This window comes from Pseudomonas sp. GOM6 (assembly GCF_029537485.1).
Lineage (GTDB): Bacteria > Pseudomonadota > Gammaproteobacteria > Pseudomonadales > Pseudomonadaceae > Aquipseudomonas.
Genome location: NZ_JARPUS010000015.1, coordinates 1 through 22,891, shown reverse-complemented (window position 1 = coordinate 22,891; position 22,891 = coordinate 1). Strand labels below are relative to the sequence as shown.

The window sequence follows — 22,891 nt, the reverse complement described above, 5'->3', positions numbered from 1 at the left end:
CGCCGAGCCGCATCACGCCGCTCCAATCCGGGAACGACCTCAGGGCGCCAGGGCGCCCTGCTCCACCTGGCCAGCTGCGCACCAGGCGGGTTCGCCACCTTGCTCAGGGGCGGCAACAACACTGTTCAAGCCCAGCAGCATTTCGGCACGCGCGCAACTGCACTCGCCCCCGACCTCTGATGGGATGCAGGACTCTAGTGACAGAGGCATGACCGCTTCTTGCGGAAAACTCCGGAGTTTTTGCGAAAAACTCCGAGCCGGGGAACTTTCTGCGCCGCGCTAACGCTCGATGATCAGCCCGCGCATGGGCGCCAGGCGCGCCAGCAGGCGGTTCTGTTGGCTCACCGGCACGCCTTCGGCGTCCATGGCGTCGATCAGGTCTTCGACCATCGCATTGAAGTCGCTGCGGGTCAGGTGCAGGCCTTTGTGGCTCTCTTCCATGCTGTCGCCGGTGTACTCGCAGGGCCCGCCGGCCTCGACGCAGATCTGCTCGACCAGCTTGTCGCGCAGGCGCTCCATGTCGATGTCCTGGAAGTGGTGGGCGATGCGCGGGTTGCGTACCGCGTTGAGCAGCGTGCCCTCGACGATGCGGGTGATGCCGGCGCGCTCACCCAGGCCCTGATACAGGCTGTCATCCTGTGGCGGCTGGCTGGCGCAGGCGCTGAGCAGAAGCAGCAAGGCAGGCAACAGGTAGCGCATGTTCAGAAGCTCCCCTGGATGGACAGGTAGGCGCCGTCCTGGTTATCCAGCCCGGCGATCTCGCCCAGGCGAGCATAGGCCAGGACCACGGCCAGGTGCTTGTTGGGGAAGTAGCCGAGGAACACATCGGCCCAGTCGCTCTCGCCGGCGAAGCTCAGGTTGTCCGGTTTCTCGCGATATTCCACGCCCAGCGCCCAGCGCGGGTTGAGCAGCACGGCGACGGAGCCTTCCTTGAGCACCGAATGCCGGTCACGTCGGTCGCCGCCGAAGCCGAGCAGGCCCTGCTCGTTGGCCCGGCTGTAACGCAGGTTGCCGTTGAGCAGCAGGTTGTAGCCGAAGGCGCCGCCGAGTATCAGGCGACTGGCGGCCAGGTAGGCCTCGGTGTCCTCGTCGCGCTCGGCGCCGACCAGGCTCGGCACTCGGAAGTCCTTCTGCCGTTTGTGTTCGATACCCAGCGACACCTGCGGCAGACGGTCGTAGATCAGGTCGCCGAACAGGCGCAGCTTGAGGCCGAAGATATCCTGGCTGAGGCTGTTGTCCGGCAGGCTCAGGTCACGTGCCAGTGTGCCCAGGTCGAAGCGCTGGCGGGCGTAGGACAGCTCGATGCGGTTGTCGTAGGAGAATGCCGCGCCGCCCACATCGAGACGGTAATCGCCGGTCTCGACACGGGTGAGAAAAGCCGTGGCGCCCCACTCGCCCTGCTCGCCATAGCCGGACAGCACGGCCCAGGGCACGATGCCGCCACCGGCAGCTCCGTCGATGCTGGTCGCGCCGCCCGTGGCCAGCAGGCGGCCCTGATCGGCAGCGGCCAGGCCAGGCAGCAGCGCGAGAAGAGCAAGGCACAGACGTTTGCGCATGGTCAGGGAACCTTTGCCAGATGGGAACCTTGCCACTGCTGCAGCCAATGCTCGAAGGCGCTCGCCGGCAGCGGCTTGCCAATCAGATAGCCTTGGGCGATGTCGCAGCCCCAGGCCGTCAACAGTTCGAGGGTGGCACGCTGCTCGATGCCCTCGGCGACCACCCGCAGCCCGAGGGCATGACTCATTTCGATGGTCGAGCGCACGATCACCGCGTCCTCGCTGTGCGCATCCAGTTCACGGATGAAGGCCTGGTCGATCTTCAGCTCCTGCACCGGCATACGCTTGAGCTGGGCCAGCGAGGAATAGCCGGTGCCGAAGTCGTCCACCGACAGGGGCAAGCCGCGCTGGCGCAAGCGCTGCAGCACCTCCAGGGCCAGCGCCGGGTCCTGCATCACCGCGCTCTCGGTGATTTCCAGCACCAGCTGCTCGGCGGGCACCTCGTGGGCCTCCAGCAATGTCGCAATGCGCTCGTCCAGATCCAGGCTGACCAGATCCTCGGCGGAGATATTCAGCGACACCTGCAACTTCAGGCCGCACTGGTTCCACAGGTGCAGCTGGCGCAGCGCCTCCTCGATCACCCAGGCGGTGAGCAGCTGGATGCTGCCGGTACGCTCGGCCAGGGGGATGAACTCGCCCGGCGAGACCATGCCGTACTGCGGGTGATTCCAGCGCAGCAGGGCTTCGGCTCCATGCGCCTGGCGGCTGCGTATGTCCAGCTTGGGCTGGTAGTAGAGCAGCAACTCACCATTGGCGGCGGCATGGCGCAGGTCACGCACCAGGTTGACCTGGCGCAGGTGCGCATCGTCGCGACCCTGCTGGTACAGCTGCAGGCGCCCGGGCTGCTGGGCGGCGTCCTGCATGGTGATGGCCGCGCGCCGCAGCAGTTCGTCGGGGTGATTGCCATGGGCCGGAAAGGCGACGATGCCGATGCTGCAATCGAGCACCAGGTCCAGCGTGCCGACCCGCATCGGCGCCAGCAGCAGCTGATGCAGGCGGTCGGCAGCGGCGATGGCGGCGTCGCTGTCGCAGCTTTCCAGCATCATCAGCATCTCGTCGGCGACCAGGCGGGCCAGGCTGTCGCCGGGGCGCAGCGTGGCCTGCAGGCGGCGGCTGAGCTGTTGCAGGGCCAGGTCGAGCCCATCGGCGCCGCAACTCTCGAGAATGCTGCGGAAGTTGCCCACGCCGATGTACAGCAGCGCCGTCGGCCGCTTGGCGCTGATCGCACTGCCCAGGCGTTCCAGCGCCAGGGTGCGATTGGGCAAGCCGGTGAGCCCGTCGTGCAGCGCATTGTGGGCCAGTTGCCGCTCGCGCTCGGCGATGCCCTGCTGCATGGCATTGACCGCCTTGGCCAGGCTGCCCAGCTCATCCTTGCGCTGCAGCTCGACCTGGGTCGCATAGTCGCCCTGACCGATGCGCCCCGCCACCCGCGCCAGCTCGCGCACCGGCTGCGCCAGGCTGCGCGCCAGCAACAACGCGCCCAGCAGCGACGCAAAGAACGCCACCAGGGCGATCAGCAGAATGTCGCGATCAAGCGGCGCGAAGGCTTTCTCCGCCTGGTCCAGGGACTTGTGCAGCAAGGCCAGCACCTGAAAGTCGCTGCCGCTGGCCAGGGTCAGCCATTCGCCCAGATAGCGCTGGCCGGCGGCTTCCAGCATGCGGCTGCCAGTACCACCCTGGCGCTGCGCCAGGATTTCCTCGCGCAGGCGCGCATGCAGGGCCGGCGGCAGGGTGCTGACCCAGCCATCGGCCTTGCCATGCTCGATCGAGACCAGGGTCAGCTCCAGGTGGGTCAGCTCGCGCAGCTCCTGGGCGAAGGCCTCGTCGATGCGAAAGCCCATGACCACCCGCGCAATCGGCAGCGGAGCACTGACGGACGCCTCCACCAGCAGATAGACCTCACCGGCCAGTGGCAGCAGGAATACCTGGGCGCCACGCTGGGCCTGCTCGCGCACCTGGCTGGCCATGCGTTCCACCGCCTCGCCTCCGATCCGTGGGTCCGTGCTGACCTGCAGGCTGCCGTTGAGCGACAGCAGCAGCGCCACGCTGGCATTGATGCGCGCGCCATGATTGGCCAGGGCCGAGGCGATGGTGTCGCGGTCGCGGCTGGCCACCGCATCCTTGAAGCCGAAATCGGCCGCCAGTACCTGCACCGCATCGCTGAGCTGGCGACCACGGACTTCCACCAACTGCTCGAACACCCGCCCACCGACGCCCAACTCTTCGCTCAACTGCGCCTGAACGGCCACGCCGGTGGCCGCCTTGACCGCGAAATACAGCGCGCCGACCACGACCAGTAGCAGCATAATCAGAACCCCGGCGATACGTGTCTGAAAACTATGGTTGAACGTCACTGGCGGCTTTCCTGATGGCCTCACCGAAGGCGCTGGGCGCGGGCTGGGTGGGCAGCGCCTGCGCGGCATCCCCCACCAACTCCAGGGGATAGCGCTGGCTCAGCCCCTGCTCAGGAACCTGCAGGCTGCCTGCGGCGACAGGCAGCATATCGGCCACCTGGGGGTGCCACAGAGTGGCCTGGTAGGTGCCGGCCGGCAGCTCCAGCCGGATTCGGCCGTTCTCATCGCTCACGCCGAACCAGGGGTCGTCGGTGACGTAGACATAACCAAGCATCCAGTCATGAATATTGCAGCCAAGCACCACCAGCCCGGGCTTGTCGAACACTACCGGCTCGCTCGGCGTGCCCTGGTACAGGCGCAACTCAAAGCGTTTGGCCGGCGAGAATGAGTAGACGTGATGGCGGATGTTGTCGCTATTGGGAAAAGACACCGTAGTGCCAGTACGCACTGCCAAGACGCGCGGCAAGAACTGCTTGTCGCGCTGATCCACCACAGCGTCCGTAGAGGCCGCAGCAGGCGCATCACCACGCAATGTCAACACAGCGTTGCCCAGCGGCTGCCCCTGACTGTCCAGCAGGCTGACATCGAGAGTCGCAGCGCTAACGGACAGGCCATAGAGGCCCGCGAAGGCAAATATCAACGGCTTCATGAAATGACCTTCTGCGGAGCAGGAGGCTGACCGCATGGGGATTAACGCCTTCCTGGCAGAAATTCTGTCGCTTAGGGCAGATTAGCCGACTGAAAGACCAAGTTCACGCACTAACTCAACAGCAAAATGCCATCACCGGCGAAGCCCCATCACCCGCGACCATTCGCGTTGATTTCTTCCGACCAAGAAGGCTTCTGTCACGCCAGCAACCGCCAATGGCAAACAGCCTTCTGGAAAATCACTGCAGCGCTATCGTGCACTGCATGGGCGGATCAACGTAAGCTTCAACATCCAGCTGATCTGTGACATGCCCGGCGCGTTTCGATGAACATCGTCATCACTCTGACGGCCTGCCATGACCAGCCGCTGGCCAAGATTTTTGATGCACTGGGCGTACCCGGTGCTGCGACGAACAGTTCGTCTGCTACCTGAATACTTTTTCGCCTACGAGGACTCCGACATGAGCAACCGCCAAGCTGAAATCGCCGCCGCGCTGGACGTAGTGCCGCCGTTCGCCGACGAAGCCGCCCTGCTGGCACAGATCGACAAGCGTAAAGCCTTCATCAAGAACTGCCTGAAAAATTCCGGCCTCAAAGTGCTGGTGTTGGGCATCAGTGGCGGTGTCGACTCGCTCACCGCCGGCCGCCTGGCCCAGCTATCGGTCGAGGAACTGCGCGCAGAAACAGGTGACTCAGCCTATCGTTTCATCGCCGTGCGCCTGCCGCATAACAGCCAGCACGACGAACACGATGCCCAGGACTCACTGAAATTCATCCGCGCCGACGAGGAAGACACTGTCAACATCGCCGGCAGCGTGCATGGCCTCGGCGAGCAGGTCACCCACCTGCAGCAGCTCAGCGACGCCCGCCGCGATTTCGTGGTGGGCAATATCAAGGCGCGCATTCGCATGGTCGCCCAGTTCGCCATCGCCAACGCCAATAACGGCCTGGTCATCGGCACCGACCATGCGGCCGAAGCAGTCATGGGTTTCTTTACCAAGTTCGGTGATGGTGCCTGCGACCTGGCACCACTCTCCGGGCTGGTAAAAAACCAGGTGCGTGCCATCGCCAAGCACCTGGGTGCACCGCAGCATCTGGTGATGAAAACCCCGACCGCCGACCTGGAAGAACTGCGCCCAGGCAAACCCGACGAAGAAGCTCACGGCGTCAGCTATGCCGAAATCGATGCCTTCCTGCATGGCGAAAAAGTCAGCGATGAGGCCTATGCCATCATCGTGCGCACCTACGACAACACCCGCCACAAGCGTGAGCTGCCATTGGTGCCCTGAACCCGCCCTGAGCAAGGCGGCTCGTCTGGCCAAGGAAGCCGAGCCGCCGCGGATCTGATCGGGAGTGCTGCCTGGCCCCTCCCAGGTAAATCCATGTGGGGGGGTAATAGCGCGTAACCTCATGCTGCGATCTTCGGCGCGCACTGAAAAGGTGCTGATCGCTCGCCTCACTACGCTTCAGTTCACGCTCAAAAACGGCAAGCAAGAACTAGAGCGACGTTGCAGCAGACTTCCATAGAGCGAACTACGCTAACTGGCGTAGCCCGCTCTAGGCGTCGGGCCACATATCCAGACTCAGGAAAGGAACCCCTCATGTCCGACCTTCCACCGATCGACCCCCGCATCCCTCGCACACTGCTCGACACGCTGATTCGCGCCGGTCTTATCGCCACCCTGGTCGTGGCCTGCTACGAAGTATTCCATCCCTTCCTCAGCCTGATGGCCTGGGCACTTATTCTCGCCGTAACCCTTTACCCATTGCATGGCATGCTCAAGTCACGCGTGGGGGGCGGTGAAGGGCGAGCCGCAACCCTGCTGGTGATCATCGCCGTCGGCATTCTGTTGATCCCTGCCTACCTGCTCGGTGCCTCGCTGACCGAGTCGGTGCAGAGCGCCATTGCCGTCGTCAAGCAAGATGGCGTGCATATCCCAGCACCACCCGCCAGCGTGAGTGAATGGCCGCTGATTGGTAAGCCGCTCTATGCCTTCTGGGCGCAGACCGCCGCAGATGTGAGCAGTGCCCTGCAGCAAGCAGCCCCCCACCTGAAAGGCGCCGCGCTGGGGCTACTGGGCAAACTGGCAGGGGCCAGTGTCGGTCTGCTGGTATTCATTGGCTCATTGATCATCGCCGGCATCATCATGGCCTATGGCCAAACAGGTCATGCCAGCGCCCTGCGTATCGCCAACCGAGTCGCCGCCGAAGGCCACGGCAAGGACATAGTCGCCCTGTGCACTGCCACCATTCGCGCGGTTGCCCAAGGCGTGATCGGTATTGCCTTCATCCAGATGCTTCTGATCGGCGCAGGCTTCATCATCAAAGGGGTGCCCGGCGCGGGGCTACTGGCCCTGGCCGTATTGATCATCGGCATCATGCAGCTGCCTGCCACCCTGATCACACTGCCAGTGATCGCTTACGTTTTCTTCACCGAGGGCGCCAGCCTGGCGGTCATCATCTTTGCCATCTACACCTTCGTCGCAGGTCTTGCCGATAACGTGCTCAAGCCACTGTTGCTGGGCCGTGGCGTGGACGTTCCTATGCCCGTGGTGCTGATCGGCGCGCTGGGCGGCATGGTCGTAGGCGGCATTATCGGCCTGTTCATTGGCCCGGTGCTGCTGGCCGTCGGCTACAAGCTGTTCTGGCAATGGGTGGATCAACAGCCGCCCCAGGTCAAGGATGAGGCGTGATGGCTACCGTCCCTGGTTAGTGCTGGCCGCAGCCGCTCTTGGCGGCTGCGTACGCCTGGGGCCGGACTTTCAAACGCCACGCGAAGACTGGATTGAGCACTGGCAGAGCAGCGCGCTGCAGAGCGCCAGCGTGCAGCAGGAACAGGCATCACCTCAGCACTGGTGGAGGCTGTTCAACGACCCCGTGCTCAACCGTCTGATTGAGCTGGCAGACGCCGGCAACCCCAACTTGCGCATCGCTGCCCTGCGCATCCTCGAGGCCAGGGCTCAGCTCGGCATCGCCCGCAGCGGACGCTATCCACAAGTACAGCAAGCCAGCGCCGATGCGCTGTATCTGGATCGAAACCAATACGACGGCAACAACCCGCAGGATCTGACTGCCTGGCAATACTCCGCCGGCTTTGACATCGGCTGGGAGCTGGACTTCTGGGGGCGCTATGCGCGCGCCATTGAATCCGCCGATGCCGCCTATTTTGCCGCCCATGCCAACTATCAGGATGCATTGGTACTGCTACGCGCCCAAGTCGCGCAAAGCTACTTCAGCCTGCGTACCGCCGAAGCCCGCCTGCGCATCGCCCGTGAGAACGCCAAACGCCAGAAGCGCAGCCTGGAAATCACCGAACGCCTGTTCAAAAGCGGCAACAGCGCCGAACTCGACCTGCAACAGGCCAAAACCCAGTGGCTGGGAACCCTCAGCAGCATCCCCGAGTTCGAAACCCAAGTCGCCCAAACCCGCAATACAATCTCGGTTCTGCTGGGTCTACCGCCCAACGGACTGGTTGAGCTGCAGGAACAGACCGGCCTGATTCCGTTGGTCGACCACGCGCTGATCAACGAAGTGCCCGCGCAACTGCTGTTACGCAGGCCCGACGTCCGCGCTGCCGAATTGCAGGTCGCGGCACAGTCGGCCCTGATCGGCGTAGCGCAAACCGACCTTTACCCCTCGCTCAGCTTGCTCGGCAGCATCGGTTGGTCTGCCAGCGATCAGGCTGGCAGCTCGGACACCGTGAGCTATGGCGGCGGCCCCAGCCTGACCTGGAACCTGTTCGACCATGGCCGTCTTCGCAACAACGTGCGCGTACAGGACGCTCGCCTGCAACAGTTGATTGAGGCCTACCGAAACCGCGTGCAGCAAGCCGCTCGCGAGGCCGATGACGCCGCCACTGGACTGCTCAAGGCCCTGGAACGCGAACGTATCCTGCGCGAGGCAGCCTCCTCAGCTGAACGCTCCCTGACCTTGGCCAGCGCTCAGTACCGCGAAGGTTATTCGGACTTCCAGCGCGTACTCGATGCCCAGCGGGCCCTGTTCGCCCAGCAGGATGGCTACCTGGTAGCCCGCAGTGCGGCCGTCAGCAACCTGATTGATCTTTACCGTGCCTTGGGTGGCGGCTGGACCACGCCACAACCCTTGCTGCCCGCCACTACCCGCGAGCAGATGAGTCAGCGCACCGACTGGGGCGAACTGCTCGACGATACCAACCGACCGGAGACCTCGCCAGATGAATGACAAGGCCAAGACTCAGCAGGCCGACCCCAGCCGCCGCGGCGTGCAGATCGTGCTTGCGCTGGTGGGTCTGAGCCTGCTCTGGTATCTGGGAGCCGACCGTTTCACCCCCTATACCCAACAGGCGCGGGTACAGGCCTATGTAGTGGGCGTGGCGCCAGAAGTCGCAGGACGCGTGACGGCCGTAAAAGTGGGCAACAACCAGATGGTCAAGGCTGGCGAGGTGCTCTTCGAGATCGACCGAGAGCCCTATGAGATTGCAGTCGCCAAGGCACGCGCCGAGCTGGAAAACATGAGGGGTCAGGTCGGCGCCAGCACTGCCGCCATCGACTCGGCTCAGGCCAACCTGCGCGCCGCGCAAGCCGGCGAACTCAAAGCACGCCAGGATCGCGACCGCCTGGAGCGCTTGTACCGAGAGGACTCCGGCACTATCTCTCTACGCCGTCTGGAGGTGTCCCGCGCCACCTTGACTCAAGCCCGCGCCCAGGTTGCTGCCGCCGAGGCGCAGGTCGAGCAAGCTCGCGAGACCGAGGGAGGGAGCGGCGAAGACAATGCCCGTCTACGCAGCGCCGCCTCAGCCCTGGAAAAGGCCGAACTGGATCTGGCCAAGACCCAGGTTCGCGCCGCGTCCACCGGGCTGGTTACAGACTTGCGCATCGAGGCCGGGCAGTTCGCCGGTGCAGGCAGCCCGCAGCTGACATTGATCGCACTCAATGACCTGTGGATCAACGCCGAAATGACCGAAAACAACCTCGGCCACCTACAACCCGGCACGCCCGTGGCCATCGTTCTGGACGCCCGCCCCGGGCATGTCTATCGAGGCAAAATCCGCAGCATCGGCTACGGCATCAGTGCCAGCCAGCCCACACCCCCAGGCAGCCTGCCAAGCGTACAGAACAGCCGCGACTGGCTACGCGCCGCCCAGCGCTTTCCCGTGGTGGTGGAGTTCGAGCCGGGCGAGTTGGGTACTTACCAGGGGCTACGCGTCGGCGGCCAGGCCGAGGTAATGGCCTTCCCGAGCGAGGGGAACCCGCTCAACCTGCTCGGCCGCGCCTTTCTGCGCCTGATGAGCTGGCTATCGTTTGCCTACTGACATGCTCGACCCCCGCCCACAACGCGCCCTGCGCCTGGCATTCGGAGTAGCCCTCGGCACTGCGCTGGGCTTTGGCCTGGCCCTGCCTATTCCCTTTCTGACGCCTTTGCTGGTGCTATTCCTATTGATACTGCGCAACCAGCCGCTGAGCCTCAAGGCTGGGCTGGCGCTGGCACTGGTGGTGGCACTTACCACCGGTAGCGGACTGCTACTGGCTCCCCTACTGGATCACCAGCCTTTTGCCGGCGTACTGCTGGTCGCCCTGGGTCTGTTCTTCTGTTTTCGCTACGGCCTGCGTGGCGGCAACGGCCTATTGAGCAACCTGATGGTGGTTGGCCTGACCATGATCACTGCAGCCAGCACCACATCCATGGCACTCGGCCAACTGGTGATCGAAGGCCTGCTCAAGGCGGTGCTGCTGACCACGCTGTGCGTAGCCGTCAGCCACTGGCTGTTCCCGGAGCCTAAAGGGTTGCCGCCAGCCAAGGCGGCGGCAGCACAGCCACTGGAACAAGCCAACTGGGTCGCTTTGCGTGCCATGTTGGTGGTGCTGCCGGCCTGGTTGCTGGCGATGATCAACCCGGCCAGCTACATGCCACTGGTGATGAAATCCGCCAGCCTGGGGCAGCAGGTCTGTGGAGTAAGCGCCCGTAACGCTGGGCGGGAACTGCTTGGTTCGACACTGCTCGGCGGTCTACTCGCCATCCTCTTCTGGGCCGTGCTGAGTATTTGCCCGCACCTGTGGCTGTTCTTCCTGCTGATGCTGCTGTTCGCATTGCTCCTGGCCCGGCGCCTCTACCAACTGGTCAGTAACAGCCTGACCCCGGGGTTCTGGCTCAACACCTGTGCCACCCTGATCATTCTGCTCGGCCAGTCGGTGCAGGACAGCGCCGCCGGCAAGGATGTGTATAGCGCCTTTGCGCTGCGCATGGGCCTGTTTCTACTCGTCACCCTCTATGCCTGCGCGGCGGTCTACCTACTCGACCGCCGCGCAGCCCCTAAACAAGGAATCCCCGCATGCTCATGAACCTGATGATCGGCTTGCCGGTGATGCTGCTGTGCCTGTTGCTGCAGGCACTGGTGGTGGCCATCAGCCTGCGCTATTACGTGCGCTATAAACGGCGCCACAGCGAGCCTTCGATCAGCAGGCACATCGGCATCCTCGCCCTGGTGATGCTGCTGATGCTGCTCGGCAACTTTCTGCAGATGGGGATCTGGGCCAGCCTGTTCGTGCTGCTGGACGAGTTCGAGACCTTTGCCCAGGCGCTGTACTTCTCCGGCGTAACATTCGCCACCCTGGGCTATGGCGATGTGGTGCTGTCACCCCAATGGCAACTGCTGAGCCCATTGGAGGCGGCCAATGGCATTCTGATGTTTGGTGTGTCCACCGCGGTCATGACCGCCGCGGTAGGCGACGAGATCAAGCGCTATGCCCAGCAGCTGAGAAAAATGGGGGGATGAAGGTGCCGGATAGCGCAGCAGTGTCGGGGCCGCTAGCCCCGACACTGCGATGAGATTACTGCCAGTCCGTGAGTGCCTGTTGCGCCACCGAGTTCATAGGCTTGGCCAGCAGCCCGGTCGGCGTCAGGCTGACGGCAAACACCGCACCATCGGCAATCGGCAGGTAGGTGACCCGCGCAGCTTCGGGATCGAACAGAAACAGGTCACGCTGATTCAGGCGCATCCAACGCCACAGGTCGATGCCGTAGGGGCTGCGGGCAAGTTCGACACGTGCGTGACGCGCCATCTGTTGCTGTTCGATGGCCAGGAAGCGGCCCGACAACTTCTCCAGGCGATAACCGGACTGCAGCCCGATCAACGCAGCCAGGCCCTTCCAGTCGAGCAGGCGTGCATCCAACTGCCACAGATCGCCCTCGAGCAATACCTCGCGCTCTTCACTTCCCTCGAGCAGGGTGACCCGATAGGCCTGATCACCTTCTGCGCGAAAGCTCAGGGTGACCAGCGGCTTACCTTCAACCAGCGCGTCATAGCTGCGCAGATCATAGGCGATCACAACCATGAGCCCGGCCAAGGCGACGAAAGCCAGGCCCACGGTGCCACGCAGCCAAGCCAGAAACCAGTTGGGCGCGAAGAGGATGCGGGCGGCGATAAACAGCGCCAGCAAGGCCAGCAGGCCGGTGAACCAGGCCAGGCCGTCATACTGCATGGGAACGATTCCTTCTGCGTGAATTTGCCGGCATTATGCTCAGCAGCCGCTCGCCGGGCCAGCAACTGGCCCGCACATTTGAATCGACTTCGAGTTTTTTATGCCCTTCTTGCCTGAGCTGGGAATGGATCCCGGCATTGTGCTGGTGCTTGCCCTGGTCGCCTTCACCGCTGGATTCATTGACGCCATTGCTGGCGGCGGAGGATTGCTGACAATCCCCGCCCTTCTCACTGCCGGCCTGCCTCCGCATCTTGTACTGGGCACCAACAAGCTGTGCGCCACCTTCGGCTCAGCCACCGCCAGTTACACCTTCTACCGCCGCAAGCTATTTAATCCGCGGGAATGGCGTAACGCTCTACTGGCGACGGCTATCGGCGCCTGCATCGGCGCCGTTATTGCCCACTGGTTGCCCGCCTCCTGGCTCAACCAGATGCTACCGGCGGTGATCTTCGGCTGCTGCCTTTATTTGCTGTTCGGCAAGACACCGCAGAACGAGGGTCAGCAAGACAGTCCCATTGCCCAGCGCAGGCAGTGGCCTCAAGGGTTGGGACTGGGCTTCTACGATGGTGTCGCCGGCCCTGGAACCGGCGCATTCTGGACCGTCAGCACCCTGCTGCTTTACCCAATCGATCTACTGCGCGCCAGCGGCGTAGCGCGCAGCATGAACTTCGTCAGCAACGCCATGGCCCTGGTCGTTTTCATCTTTGCCGGCCAGGTCGCCTGGCTGCTCGGCATCAGCATGGGCCTGGCGCTGATGGCGGGTGCTTTCCTTGGCGCTCGGACAGCAATTCAGGGCGGCTCGAAATTCATCCGCCCGGTGTTCATTCTGGTAGTACTGGCGTTGACGGCACGTCTGGCCTGGCAGCATTGGTTCTGATCATGCCGGGCACCCGCGCCAGCCACAGCCGCTGAAATCAGCGATGCAGCTGAGGCTCAGGCTGGCCCAGGCGGCGAGCCACGTAGAGATCGATCAGATAGCGAGCGATGGAGCGCTGCATCGGGAGCGGCGGCAGGTTGTCGATGGGAAACCACGCAGCGTCTTCGATTTCGTCTGCCTGCGGCACTATCTCGCCGCCGGCATATTCAGCATGGAAACCCAGCATCAGTGAATGCGGAAAGGGCCAGCCCTGGCTGCCGAGGTAATGCAGGTTGTGCACCTCGATGCCCACCTCTTCGCGCACCTCACGGGCGACGCACTCTTCGGCGGACTCACCAGGTTCGACGAAACCGGCCAGGGTACTGTAGACACCGGCGACAAAGCGTGGCGAACGCGCCAGCAGGATTTCGTCGCCCCGGGTGACCAGCACGATCATGCTGGGCGAGATACGCGCATAGCTGTCCAGGCCACATTCGGGGCAACGCATGCAGCGCTCACCGGCCACCTGCTGGGTGGGCGAGCCACAACGACCACAAAAGCGATGATTGCTCCGCCAGGTACCCACCTGCTCGGCAAAGGCCAGCATACGGAAAGTCGGATAGTCGGCCTGCAACATGAACTGTCGCAGGCTCTGCCAGAAGCAGCCCTCGGGCATGACCGGATGATCCAGTGACAGCAGCCACACGGGCTGGTCGTCGAACTGCCCCAGCCCCTGCTCATCGCAAATGGGCAGGTCCTGACGCTTCAGCCACTCGCGCGGAAACAGCACCCCGTTGGCATCGACCAGAAAACCCTGCGGGCTGCGCACCAACGCCCAACCACCCGGCTGAGCATTGTCCAGCAAAGGTGTAGTCTGCCAGCCACGTGCCATCAGGCAGCTACCGAAAGACCGAGGGCACGGACACTCTCCTCGGCCAGATCAAGCACGCTCGGTGTGGTCTCCGGGCGCAGCACAGCGCCAGCTTCCAGGTAGTACTCCAGGCTGCTCAGGGCATCAGCGAGGGTTTCCAGCATCTGCTCGGACGGCATCTGCGGGACATCGATCATCTGCTTCTGGATGTATTCGGCACACAGGCCGATCAGCCTGGCCGCCCGCTCCTGGTTAAGGAACCACATACCACCACGCACCGCCTGCAGGCTGACAGGTACGTTAGCCAGGTGCATGCGGTCGCCACCCGACTCCAGATAAGAGGTGATGGCACGCTTGGCCAGCGCCAGGCCGCCCTGGGCCTCATCGATCACCACAATGCGCGCCTCGATCAACTGATGGGCGGCAAAAGACTCGCCCTCGTCACCCGGAGCCACCGGCGCCGGGCGTGAACTACGCTGCTCGCCACGCTCCAGACTGGCCACCATGCTTTCAACGTACAGCACAGCCTCGGCCAGGCGATGTAACTCATCGGCCTGGGCTGGGTTGTTCTCGCTCCAGGCACCAACAACCGGCAGCTGCACATGTAACGCATTGGCTGCCGAACTCAGGCCAACCATGCTCAGGGTCTTGGCCATTTTGCCCAGCAGGGCATGCAGGCTGCTGAAGCTGTCGGGCTGCGCCGTACCTCGTTCGATCAGATCGAGCAGATCCTTGGCACTCGCCAGTTCCTCACGGATGGCTGAAGACAGGGAGCGCATAACGCCCTGCCCCGGCCCGGAAAGGCGTTGATATTCCTCGTCGAGCAGATGATCGGTGAAAGGCAGCGGTGCCAGCCCGAAAGCCTCGTGCACGCTTGCCGCATGCGGGCCACGGCTGTCCGCCAGCGCAACCAGATACAGCAGCTCCTTGAGCAGGCTGCGTGGCAGCTCGTAGCTGCCATTACTGGCAAGCGCCTGCTTGATTTCGCGATCCAACCGGGAGAACAGCTGCTTGCGCGACTTGCGCGGCAGCAGCTGACCATCGAGCTGCGACTCCAGAGCTGCGGCGCCAACCCAGTACAAACGACCAGCAGGCTTATCGATAAACAGGCTGTCCAGGCGCGCCAGTGCCCGCAACATCAGTTTGAGGCTGGCCTGAGTGTTGTCTTCACGGATGAAACCGAGCAGGCCTACCTGGTACATATGGCGCAGACGGCGAACGGCTTCAACGCTCACCGCCGCAGCCGGTACTCCAGCCGGGCGTGCATGATCGAGACGCACACTGAAGAAGAAACTTTCTGGCAAGGGCTGCTGACCGCAGGCCTGACGCAGATCGTTGATCGCCGGCAGCAGCAGTTCGGGCATTTCCTGGCGATGAGCATCCACGTTTTCCAGGTAACGGCGCAGCACATACAGTGCATTGCTCAGAGCAGCGAGCTGACCGTCGCGCTCCTCACCGGCTCCCGTGGGGATATCCGTCGCCTGTTGCAGCACTTCCTGAGCCAGCAACTCGGCGCCAGCCAGCTCGATCAGGTTGAGCGTGCCGCGCACCTGCTGCAGGTTTTCCACAGCCTGCTGCAGCAGGCTGCCATTGTTACGCTCGGCAATGAAGTGTTCGAGACTCTGTTCGGTCTCTTCCATGGTGGTGAACAGCTCATCACGCACCAGGCTCAGGGATGTCGCTCCAGTGACCATAGGTCTGCTGAACCTCTCTAGACTGCGATCAGTCGGCGAATTCCGGTTTCTGCTTGCTCATATGCGCGGCCATCGCCACCCGCAGGTCGGCGGACTGCAGCATGGCGGCGTTCCAGTTGGCGACGTATTCCAGACCATCGTCGACGCGGTGGTCACGCATATAGCGGATCATGTGCTTGGTGCCACGAATGGCGATAGGCGACTTCTCGGCTATCTCGCGGGCAATGGCCAATACGCCATCCAGCAGTTCTTCCTGGGTGGCATAGGTGCGATTGACCAGGTTGATGCGCTGCGCTTCGGCGCCATCGATGGTGCGGCCGGTATAGGCCAGTTCACGCATCATGCCGTCACCGATGATCCGCGGCAGACGCTGCAACGTGCCGACATCGGCCGCCATGCCCATGTCGATTTCCTTGATCGAGAACTGCGCATCCACCGTGCTGTAACGCATGTCGCAGGCCGAAATCAGGTCGATGGCGCCCCCCAGGCAGTAGCCCTGGACAGCGGCCAGAACCGGCTTGCGACAGTTGTCCACGGCGTTGAAGGAGGCTTGCAGCTGGAGGATCTTGCGGCGCAGCGCCTCGGCATTGCGCCCTACATCCTTGCCCAGCTGGCTGCCGGCTTGGGCCAGCAGCATCAGATCGATACCGGAGGAGAAGTGCTTGCCAGCACCGGACAGGACGACCACACGTACCGCATCGGTGTCATCGACCCAGCGGAAGATCTCGATGATCTCTTCCCAGAAGTCGACGTTCATCGCATTGATTTTGTCGGGACGATTGATCTGCACATGGGCGATCTTGTCGAGCAGTTCGACGCGGAAAGCTTTGTATTCAGGCACGCAGATCATCCTCACAGGCAAAGCACGCCGGGGTGCACATAGATGTATTGTTTTGGAATATATCGGCCCACTATAACAAGCACGCGATAAAAGTCGATGCCGGCCACTGTGACGCAGAACACGCTAGCAAAGCTGAGAAGATTTCTGACTATATCCGTTAAACGCTTGATCTACTTGGAACTGAGCTGGGATGCTCGGCCTTTGACCTGGGGGAAACACAGATGCAGAGATCACTCGCCAGCGCCCTGATGCACAACTTTCTGGGCAACTCGCCGCACTGGTACAAGCTGGCCATCGTCCTGTTCCTGATCGTCAACCCCATGGTGTTGTGGAGTCTCGGCCCTGCCATCACCGGCTGGCTGCTGGTGGGCGAGTTCATCTTTACCCTGGCCATGGCGCTCAAGTGCTATCCCCTGCAACCTGGTGGTCTTCTGGTGTTGCAGGCGCTGTTATTGGAGCTAGCCACTCCCAAGGCCCTGTATGAAGAACTGGTGCACAATTTCCCGGTTCTGTTGCTGCTGATGTTCATGGTGGCAGGCATTTACTTCATGAAGGACCTGCTGCTCTTCATCTTCTCCCGCCTGCTGCTGGGTGTGCGTTCCAAGGCCCTGCTGTCACTGCTGTTCTGCCTTTTCTCCGCTTTTCTATCAGCCTTTCTCGATGCACTGACCGTCACCGCCGTGATTATCAGCGTTGGCGTTGGCTTCTTCTCGGTCTACCACCGGGTTGCCTCAGGCAAGAACCCCCGCGAAGAAATCGGCGTAAACAGCGATCATGAAGTGGTGGAATTGCACCGCGAGGATCTTGAACAGTTTCGTGCCTTCCTGCGCAGCCTGCTCATGCACGGCGCCGTTGGAACCGCTCTGGGCGGCGTGTGCACCCTGGTTGGCGAACCGCAGAACCTGCTGATCGGGCATGAAGCGGGCTGGCACTTTGGCGAGTTCTTTAGCCGCATGGCCCCCGTGTCGATGCCGGTGCTGGCCGCCGGCCTGGCGACCTGTGTACTGCTGGAGCAACTGCGCTGGTTCGGCTACGGCACCCGCCTGCCTTCGGCTGTACGTCAGGTGCTGGCCGACCACGCTCGCGAAGAGGACAGCCACCGCACCCACGCCCAGTGCGCAGCCCTGCTGGTGCAGGGCGCGGCTGCGCTTATCCTGATCCTCGGTCTGGCCTTCCATGTTGCGGAAGTCGGCCTGATCGGCCTACTGGTCATCGTGCTGATCACCGCCTTCAACGGCATCACCGACGAACACCAGATCGGCCGAGCATTCCAGGAAGCATTACCGTTTACAGCGCTTCTGGTGGTGTTCTTTGCTGTAGTGGCGGTCATCCATGAGCAGCACCTGTTCAGCCCCATCATCGAGTGGGTACTGGCACTGCCTCAGGAGCAGCAACCGGGCATGCTTTTCATCGCCAACGGCCTGCTCTCGGCCATCAGCGACAACGTATTCGTTGCCACGATCTATATCAGCGAGGTGAAGCAGGCCTTCCTGGCCGGCAACATGAGCCGCGAGCATTTCGACACCTTGGCTATCGCCATCAACACGGGCACCAATCTGCCCAGCGTGGCAACGCCCAATGGTCAGGCCGCCTTCCTGTTCCTGCTGACCTCCGCCATCGCCCCGCTGATCCGCCTGTCCTACGGCCGCATGGTCTGGATGGCCATACCCTACACCCTAGTCATGGGCGGTCTAGGCTGGTGGGCAGTCAGTCATTGGCTATGACGGACTGCAGCCGGTTTCGCCACTGCCGCCAGGTGTAGAGCGGAATGCCGACCATCATCACCAGAAAGCCCCAGAACACTGCCTGCTCGCCGGTGCCGTAGAGCGCCCACACCGAGTAGATGAAGGCGCAGCTGCCGACCAGCAGCTGCCGCCCGCGCTCCCGCTCACCGAAACCGTCGGGCCGGGTCGCCAGCAGGTGCAGCAGCGCGGCGGCACACAGCACATAGGGCACTACCCCGGCCATGGTGCCGAGCAGGATGATCACGTTGAACACCTCGACCAGCTCGCCCTGCCCGTTCACCAGCACCAGCAGGGTCACCAGCACACCCGAGATCAGCATGCCATGGGCCGGTACGCCGCGCCGGCTGGTCCTGGCCAGCACCGCCGGAAACAGGCCGTCACGCGCCGGCGCCATGGGAATCTGCCCCTGCAGCAGCACCCAGCCATTGAGCGCACCGAGGCAGGCAATCACCGCGCCGCCGGCGATGAAGTAGTAGCCCCAGTCGCCGAACATTACCCGTGCCGCATCGGCGAAAGGCGCGCTGGAGTGGGCCAGCACATCGGGCGACAGGATGCCCTGCACCGCCGTGTTGGAGAGGATGTACACCACCGCCGCCACAACAGTGCCGAACAGGGTGGCGCGCGGGATAGTACGGCGTGGGTCACGCACGTGCTCGGCCGGCACAGTCGCCGACTCCAGGCCGATGAACGACCACAGGGTGAGTGCCGCCGTGGTGGCGATGGCCTGCACGTAACCGCCACCCGGCAGCGCGGCGGGCTCGGGAATGCGCAGGTAGCTCGGGTTGAAATAGAACCAGCCAAGCAGGCCGACTAGCAGCAGCGGCACCAACTTGAGCAGGGTGAGGATGTTCTGCGCCACCGCGAAAGAGCGGATGCCACGCAGGTTGATCAGGGTGCACAGCCAGATCGCGCCGATGGCCGTGCTGACCATCAGCACAGGGTCGCGCAGCACCGGCAGGAACACCTGCAGGTAGCCGACCAGGGTCACCGAGATCGCCGCATTGCCGATCCAGGCGGCCATCCAGTAGATCCAGGCGCACAGGTAGCCGGCGAAGCTGCCGAAGGCATCGCGGGTATAGGCGTAGGGTCCGCCGGCGGCCGGGTCGAAACGTGCCAGGCGCGAGAAGGTCAGCGCCAGCAATATTGCGCCAGCGCTCGACACCAGCCAGCCGATCAGGCTCAGACCGCCGTAGGGTGTCAGGCTGGCGGGCAGCAGGAACACCCCCGACCCCACCATGTTGCCGATCACCAGGGCACTGCAGGTCCAGAACCCCATCTCGCCCTTGCTGCTCTGCTCCTGAGCCATATTTCCCCCGGATTGCACAGGCCCGGCCACCTGACCGGCGTTATTCCTTGATGCAATCCACGGTATAGCACGCCCCGTCGCGCTGCAGTCCATGCACATCGGCATCGAAGCCGGGGAACTGGCTGTCGAAGGTGCGGGCGAACTGCAGGTAGTCGATGATCGAGCGGGTCTCGGCGGTGAAGCGCTCGCCCGGCATGATCAGCGGGATGCCAGGCGGATAAGGCACCAGCATCACCGCTGCGAGACGCCCTTCCAGCTGCTCAATCGGCACCGCCTCGACCTCACCGCGCACCAGCTTGTCGTAGGCATCGGCCGGCTTGATGGCCACCTGCGGCAGCACCGTGTACATGCGCTTGAGTGCCTTGGCCGTGGCGTTCTCGCGGTAGCAGCCGTGCAACTGGTCACACAGATCGCGCAGGCCCATGCCGGCGTAGCGCGCGCCGCCCTCGCGGGCGATCGACGGCAGCGCATCGAGCAGCGGCACGTTGGCATCGTACAGACGCTTGAACTCCAGCAACTCGGTGAGCAGGGTGCTCCACTTGCCCTTGGTGATGCCCATCGAGAACAGTACCAGGAAGGAATACAGGCCGGTCTTCTCCACCACCAGGCCGCGTTCCCAGAGGAACTTGCTGACCACCGCGGCCGGAATGCCGGCCTCGGCCAGCTTGCCGTCGGCGGACAGCCCCGGCATCACCAGGGTGACCTTGATCGGGTCGAGCAGCACATAGTCCTCGGCGATATCGCCGAAGCCGTGCCAGTCGGCGTTGGGCTGCAGCAGCCAGTCACCGGTGTGCACGCCCTCGCCACCGGCCTGCTCCGGCTGCCAGATGCTGAACCACCAGTCGTCCGCCGCCAGGTTCTGGCGCAGGTTGGCCAGGGCCCGGCGAAAGCTCAAGGCTTCGTCGAAGGTCTCCTGAATCAGCGAGCGCCCGGCCGGGCCTTCCATCATCGCCGAGGCCACATCCAGCGAAGCGATGATGCCGTACTGCGGCGACGTGGAGATGTGCATCATGAAGGCTTCGTTGAAACGATCGCGGTCCAGCTGGCGGGCGCCACCATCCTGCACGTGGATCATCGACGCCTGACTGAAGGCCGCCAGCAGCTTGTGCGTGGAGTGGGTACTGAAAACCAGCGGCGAATGTTCGTCGCAGTGGGTACCCATGCCGTAGCGCCCGGCATAGAACTCGTGGAAGGCAGCGTAGGCGTACCAGGCCTCGTCGAAGTGCAGCACCTCCACCGAGTCGCCCAGGGCCTGCTTGACCATCTCGGCGTTGTAACAGAGGCCGTCGTAGGTGGAGTTGGTCACCACCGCCAGCTTGACCTTGGGCGCGCGCCCCTTGGCCAGCGGGCTGGCGTCGATCTTGGCCTGGATCGACTCGCGGCTGAATTCGGAAAGCGGAATCGGCCCGATGATGCCCAGTTCGTTGCGCTCCGGGCACAGGTACAGCGGGATGGCGCCGGTCATGATGATCGAATGCAGGATCGACTTGTGGCAGTTGCGATCGACCAGCACCAGGTCGTCGCGACCGACCATGGAGTGCCAGACGATCTTGTTTGCCGTCGAAGTACCGTTGATGACGAAAAAGGTATGGTCGGCGCCGAAGTTGCGTGCCGCACGGGCCTCGGCCTCGGCCAGCGGGCCGGTATGGTCGAGCAGCGAGCCCAGTTCGGGCACCGACACGGACAAGTCGGAGCGCAGCGTGTTTTCGCCGAAGAACTGGTGGAACGCCTGCCCCACCGGACTCTTGCGGTAAGCCACACCGCCGCCGTGGCCAGGCGTGTGCCAGGAATAGTTGGACTGCGCGGTGTGCTGCACCAGCGCCTTGAAGAACGGCGGCAGCAGGCCGTCGAGGTAGTTGTGCGCCGCACGCGCCACCTGGCGAGCGAGGAAGGATACGGTGTCCTCGTACAGGTAGAGGATACCGCGCAGGTGGTTGAGGTCGGCCATTGCGTCGGCCGGCGCGTTCTCGATGGTCACCTGCTCGCCGAGGGCAAAGATCGGCAGCTGCGGCGCACGCACGCGGGCGATGCGGATCAGCTCGACCATGTCCTGCAGCAGGCGCTGGTTCTCCCCCGCGCCCTCGGCGGCCACCAGGATGCAGGCCAGACCGTGGTGAGTGGAGGCGACGATACGCCCCTCGGCGGAGTTGGCGGTGGAGAGGATGGTGAAACCGTCCTTGCTCAGTTCCTGCGCGATGGCACGGACGCGTTCGCCGGCGACGGTATCAGCCTTGATGTCACGGTGGACGATGAGAATGGGGAAGTTCAGGTCTTTATACATTGGAGGTTCCTGAAGGGAGGCGCTCTGCGGCGCCTGATCCCCTCAGGTTAGAAGCTCGCCCGAACGGGCGGAACCCCCTGTGCGGAAGGCTGTACGAAAAGGTCGCATTGGCTGCGACCCGGACCTGATCAGGACTCTTTCGGCGCCTCCATCTGCGCCCACAGCGAAGGTCCGCCGGCCGACTTCTCAATGATCGCCAGGCGAGCGGCATGAGCCGCCAGCTCCTCGTCGCTGGCACGCAGCACGCGGGTCAGGTTGCGGCCCGGATCGAGACGACGGATCGGGCTGGGCAGCACGCGGCCGGAGCCATCACCGCCTTCCCCTGCCAACGACAGATGGGTCTGGCCACCCGTCATGGTCAGATAGACGTCGGCGAGGATCTCGGCATCGAGCAGTGCGCCGTGCAGGTCGCGGCCGGAGTTGTCGACGCCGTAGCGTTTGCATAGGGCGTCGAGGTTGTTGCGCTGACCCGGGTGACGCTCACGCGCCATCAGCAGGGTGTCGAGAATCGCGCAATAGTCACTGACGTCGCTGCGCTCGGTCTGCCCGAGCAGGGCAAATTCGTTGTTTATGAAGCCAACGTCGAACGCCGCATTGTGGATGATCAGCTGGGCGCCGGTGATGAACTCGAAGAACTCGTCGGCCACATCCTTGAAACGCGGCTTGTCGGCGACGAACTCGTTGGTGATGCCGTGGACCGCGATGGCGCCCTCGTCGATCTCGCGATCAGGATTGAGGTAGACGTGGAAGTGGCGACCGGTCAGACGTCGGCCTTCCAGCTCGACGCAGCCGATCTCGATGATGCGGTGACCATCGGTGACGGGCATGCCGGTGGTTTCGGTGTCGAGTACGACGCTACGCATGTTTCTTTGCCCTCACTTCTTCTACGCCGCGGTTGGCCAGCTGATCGGCCTTTTCGTTGCCCGGATGGCCGGTATGGCCGCGAACCCATTGCCACTCGACCTGGTGGCGACCCACCTGCTCGTCCAGCGCCTGCCACAGGTCGGCGTTCTTTACCGGCTCCTTGCTGGCGGTCTTCCAGCCGCGCTTCTTCCAGTTCGGCATCCACTCCTGGATACCTTTCATCACATACTGCGAGTCGGTCACCAGGCGTACCGCGCAAGGCCGGGTCAGGGCGATCAGCGCGCAGATCGCAGCCATCAGCTCCATGCGATTATTGGTGGTGTTGGGCTCACCGCCCCACAGTTCCTTCTCCGCGCCCTTGTAGATCAGCAAAGCCCCCCAGCCACCCGGGCCGGGATTGCCCTTGCAGGCGCCGTCG

The 22,891-nt window shown here is 63.4% G+C and carries 21 protein-coding genes and 1 pseudogene; 9 read left to right on the top strand and 13 right to left on the bottom strand.

What is annotated here, in order from left to right; translation table 11 throughout:
- Positions 1-39: 39 nt before the first annotated feature.
- The 5 genes from P7A97_RS16565 to P7A97_RS16545 form a co-directional block, all read right to left on the bottom strand.
- Complete coding sequence (locus P7A97_RS16565) at positions 40-210, bottom strand: hypothetical protein (protein ID WP_277691153.1); 171 nt, start codon at positions 208-210, stop codon at positions 40-42.
- Positions 211-279: 69 nt separating this feature from the next.
- The gene (locus tag P7A97_RS16560) at positions 280-699 is read right to left on the bottom strand and encodes a group 1 truncated hemoglobin (RefSeq protein ID WP_277691152.1); all 420 of its coding nucleotides are present in this window, start codon (positions 697-699) and stop codon (positions 280-282) included.
- 2 nt (positions 700-701) lie between these two features.
- A complete protein-coding gene (locus P7A97_RS16555) occupies positions 702-1,556 on the bottom strand; it encodes a DUF3034 family protein (RefSeq protein ID WP_277691151.1) in 855 nt (284 codons plus the stop codon).
- Between the two features lie 2 nt (positions 1,557-1,558).
- Entirely contained in the window at positions 1,559-3,862 is a 2,304-nt protein-coding gene (locus P7A97_RS16550) for an EAL domain-containing protein (protein WP_277691238.1), read from the bottom strand.
- Between the two features lie 31 nt (positions 3,863-3,893).
- Positions 3,894-4,559 (bottom strand): methylamine utilization protein, encoded by a 666-nt coding sequence (locus tag P7A97_RS16545; RefSeq protein WP_277691150.1) that lies wholly within the window; start codon positions 4,557-4,559, stop codon positions 3,894-3,896.
- 235 nt (positions 4,560-4,794) lie between these two features.
- On the opposite strand from P7A97_RS16545, the pseudogene P7A97_RS16540 reads away from it, so the two are divergent.
- From P7A97_RS16540 to P7A97_RS16510, 7 genes and pseudogenes are all read left to right on the top strand, one after another.
- Positions 4,795-5,023 (top strand): annotated as a pseudogene (locus tag P7A97_RS16540) (hypothetical protein); the annotation flags it as partial.
- On the top strand, positions 5,020-5,847 hold the full coding sequence (gene nadE / locus P7A97_RS16535) for an ammonia-dependent NAD(+) synthetase (protein WP_277691148.1): 828 nt from the start codon (positions 5,020-5,022) through the stop codon (positions 5,845-5,847). The pseudogene P7A97_RS16540 and the gene nadE, both read left to right, overlap by 4 nt.
- Before the next feature lie 312 nt (positions 5,848-6,159).
- On the top strand, positions 6,160-7,251 hold the full coding sequence (locus P7A97_RS16530; RefSeq protein WP_277691146.1) for an AI-2E family transporter: 1,092 nt from the start codon (positions 6,160-6,162) through the stop codon (positions 7,249-7,251).
- The gene (locus P7A97_RS16525; RefSeq protein WP_277691144.1) at positions 7,241-8,758 is read left to right on the top strand and encodes a TolC family protein; all 1,518 of its coding nucleotides are present in this window, start codon (positions 7,241-7,243) and stop codon (positions 8,756-8,758) included. Before P7A97_RS16530 ends, P7A97_RS16525 begins: the two co-directional genes overlap by 11 nt.
- Positions 8,751-9,848: an HlyD family secretion protein gene (locus P7A97_RS16520; RefSeq protein WP_277691142.1), complete on the top strand. Its 1,098-nt coding sequence runs from the start codon at positions 8,751-8,753 to the stop codon at positions 9,846-9,848. The genes P7A97_RS16525 and P7A97_RS16520 overlap by 8 nt, the downstream gene beginning before the upstream one ends.
- A gap of 1 nt (position 9,849) precedes the next feature.
- On the top strand, positions 9,850-10,875 hold the full coding sequence (locus P7A97_RS16515) for a DUF2955 domain-containing protein (protein WP_277691140.1): 1,026 nt from the start codon (positions 9,850-9,852) through the stop codon (positions 10,873-10,875).
- Complete coding sequence (locus tag P7A97_RS16510; protein ID WP_277691138.1) at positions 10,866-11,309, top strand: potassium channel family protein; 444 nt, start codon at positions 10,866-10,868, stop codon at positions 11,307-11,309. Before P7A97_RS16515 ends, P7A97_RS16510 begins: the two co-directional genes overlap by 10 nt.
- 55 nt (positions 11,310-11,364) lie before the next feature.
- Here P7A97_RS16510 and P7A97_RS16505 read toward each other — a convergent pair whose 3' ends face one another.
- The gene (locus tag P7A97_RS16505) at positions 11,365-12,015 is read right to left on the bottom strand and encodes a hypothetical protein (protein WP_277691136.1); all 651 of its coding nucleotides are present in this window, start codon (positions 12,013-12,015) and stop codon (positions 11,365-11,367) included.
- Positions 12,016-12,115: 100 nt separating this feature from the next.
- Between P7A97_RS16505 and P7A97_RS16500 the strand changes: the two genes are divergently transcribed.
- Complete coding sequence (locus P7A97_RS16500; RefSeq protein ID WP_277691134.1) at positions 12,116-12,892, top strand: TSUP family transporter; 777 nt, start codon at positions 12,116-12,118, stop codon at positions 12,890-12,892.
- Between the two features lie 37 nt (positions 12,893-12,929).
- Here the strand turns inward: P7A97_RS16500 and nudC are convergent, their stop codons facing one another.
- From nudC to P7A97_RS16485, 3 genes are read right to left on the bottom strand one after another with little or no spacing between them, the layout of a single operon-like run.
- Entirely contained in the window at positions 12,930-13,763 is an 834-nt protein-coding gene (nudC, locus tag P7A97_RS16495) for an NAD(+) diphosphatase (RefSeq protein ID WP_277691131.1), read from the bottom strand.
- Positions 13,763-15,436, bottom strand: coding sequence for a ferrous iron transporter B (locus P7A97_RS16490; RefSeq protein WP_277691129.1), 1,674 nt, complete (start codon positions 15,434-15,436; stop codon positions 13,763-13,765). The genes nudC and P7A97_RS16490 overlap by 1 nt, the downstream gene beginning before the upstream one ends.
- Before the next feature lie 28 nt (positions 15,437-15,464).
- On the bottom strand, positions 15,465-16,277 hold the full coding sequence (locus tag P7A97_RS16485; RefSeq protein WP_277691127.1) for a crotonase/enoyl-CoA hydratase family protein: 813 nt from the start codon (positions 16,275-16,277) through the stop codon (positions 15,465-15,467).
- Positions 16,278-16,498: 221 nt separating this feature from the next.
- Here P7A97_RS16485 and nhaB point away from each other — a divergent pair, with 221 nt between their 5' ends.
- Positions 16,499-18,001 (top strand): sodium/proton antiporter NhaB, encoded by a 1,503-nt coding sequence (gene nhaB, locus P7A97_RS16480; protein WP_277691125.1) that lies wholly within the window; start codon positions 16,499-16,501, stop codon positions 17,999-18,001.
- On the opposite strand, the gene P7A97_RS16475 is transcribed toward nhaB, so the two are convergent.
- The 4 genes from P7A97_RS16475 to rnhA all read right to left on the bottom strand — a co-directional run.
- Positions 17,985-19,328: an amino acid permease gene (locus P7A97_RS16475; protein ID WP_277691123.1), complete on the bottom strand. Its 1,344-nt coding sequence runs from the start codon at positions 19,326-19,328 to the stop codon at positions 17,985-17,987. The two genes, nhaB and P7A97_RS16475, sit on opposite strands and share 17 nt — an antisense overlap.
- Before the next feature lie 40 nt (positions 19,329-19,368).
- Positions 19,369-21,609 carry an Orn/Lys/Arg decarboxylase N-terminal domain-containing protein gene (locus P7A97_RS16470; protein WP_277691121.1) on the bottom strand — a complete coding sequence of 747 codons (2,241 nt, stop codon included), beginning with the start codon at positions 21,607-21,609 and terminating at the stop codon, positions 19,369-19,371.
- Between the two features lie 128 nt (positions 21,610-21,737).
- On the bottom strand, positions 21,738-22,472 hold the full coding sequence (dnaQ, locus tag P7A97_RS16465; protein ID WP_277691118.1) for a DNA polymerase III subunit epsilon: 735 nt from the start codon (positions 22,470-22,472) through the stop codon (positions 21,738-21,740).
- Positions 22,465-22,891 (bottom strand): ribonuclease HI (rnhA, locus tag P7A97_RS16460; protein WP_277691116.1); only part of this gene is annotated, 427 nt, incomplete at its 5' end. The genes dnaQ and rnhA, both read right to left, overlap by 8 nt.

Bases quoted from the DNA above. Each gene is read 5' to 3' on its own strand.
- P7A97_RS16565 (WP_277691153.1), bottom strand. From the start codon at position 210: ATGCCTCTGTCACTAGAGTCCTGCATCCCATCAGAGGTCGGGGGCGAG.
- P7A97_RS16560 (WP_277691152.1), bottom strand. From the start codon at position 699: ATGCGCTACCTGTTGCCTGCCTTGCTGCTTCTGCTCAGCGCCTGCGCC.
- P7A97_RS16555 (WP_277691151.1), bottom strand. From the start codon at position 1,556: ATGCGCAAACGTCTGTGCCTTGCTCTTCTCGCGCTGCTGCCTGGCCTG.
- P7A97_RS16550 (WP_277691238.1), bottom strand. From the start codon at position 3,862: ATGCTGCTACTGGTCGTGGTCGGCGCGCTGTATTTCGCGGTCAAGGCG.
- P7A97_RS16545 (WP_277691150.1), bottom strand. From the start codon at position 4,559: ATGAAGCCGTTGATATTTGCCTTCGCGGGCCTCTATGGCCTGTCCGTT.
- nadE (WP_277691148.1), top strand. From the start codon at position 5,020: ATGAGCAACCGCCAAGCTGAAATCGCCGCCGCGCTGGACGTAGTGCCG.
- P7A97_RS16530 (WP_277691146.1), top strand. From the start codon at position 6,160: ATGTCCGACCTTCCACCGATCGACCCCCGCATCCCTCGCACACTGCTC.
- P7A97_RS16525 (WP_277691144.1), top strand. From the start codon at position 7,241: ATGAGGCGTGATGGCTACCGTCCCTGGTTAGTGCTGGCCGCAGCCGCT.
- P7A97_RS16520 (WP_277691142.1), top strand. From the start codon at position 8,751: ATGAATGACAAGGCCAAGACTCAGCAGGCCGACCCCAGCCGCCGCGGC.
- P7A97_RS16515 (WP_277691140.1), top strand. From the start codon at position 9,850: ATGCTCGACCCCCGCCCACAACGCGCCCTGCGCCTGGCATTCGGAGTA.
- P7A97_RS16510 (WP_277691138.1), top strand. From the start codon at position 10,866: ATGCTCATGAACCTGATGATCGGCTTGCCGGTGATGCTGCTGTGCCTG.
- P7A97_RS16505 (WP_277691136.1), bottom strand. From the start codon at position 12,015: ATGCAGTATGACGGCCTGGCCTGGTTCACCGGCCTGCTGGCCTTGCTG.
- P7A97_RS16500 (WP_277691134.1), top strand. From the start codon at position 12,116: ATGCCCTTCTTGCCTGAGCTGGGAATGGATCCCGGCATTGTGCTGGTG.
- nudC (WP_277691131.1), bottom strand. From the start codon at position 13,763: ATGGCACGTGGCTGGCAGACTACACCTTTGCTGGACAATGCTCAGCCG.
- P7A97_RS16490 (WP_277691129.1), bottom strand. From the start codon at position 15,436: ATGGTCACTGGAGCGACATCCCTGAGCCTGGTGCGTGATGAGCTGTTC.
- nhaB (WP_277691125.1), top strand. From the start codon at position 16,499: ATGCAGAGATCACTCGCCAGCGCCCTGATGCACAACTTTCTGGGCAAC.
- P7A97_RS16475 (WP_277691123.1), bottom strand. From the start codon at position 19,328: ATGGCTCAGGAGCAGAGCAGCAAGGGCGAGATGGGGTTCTGGACCTGC.
- P7A97_RS16470 (WP_277691121.1), bottom strand. From the start codon at position 21,609: ATGTATAAAGACCTGAACTTCCCCATTCTCATCGTCCACCGTGACATC.
- dnaQ (WP_277691118.1), bottom strand. From the start codon at position 22,472: ATGCGTAGCGTCGTACTCGACACCGAAACCACCGGCATGCCCGTCACC.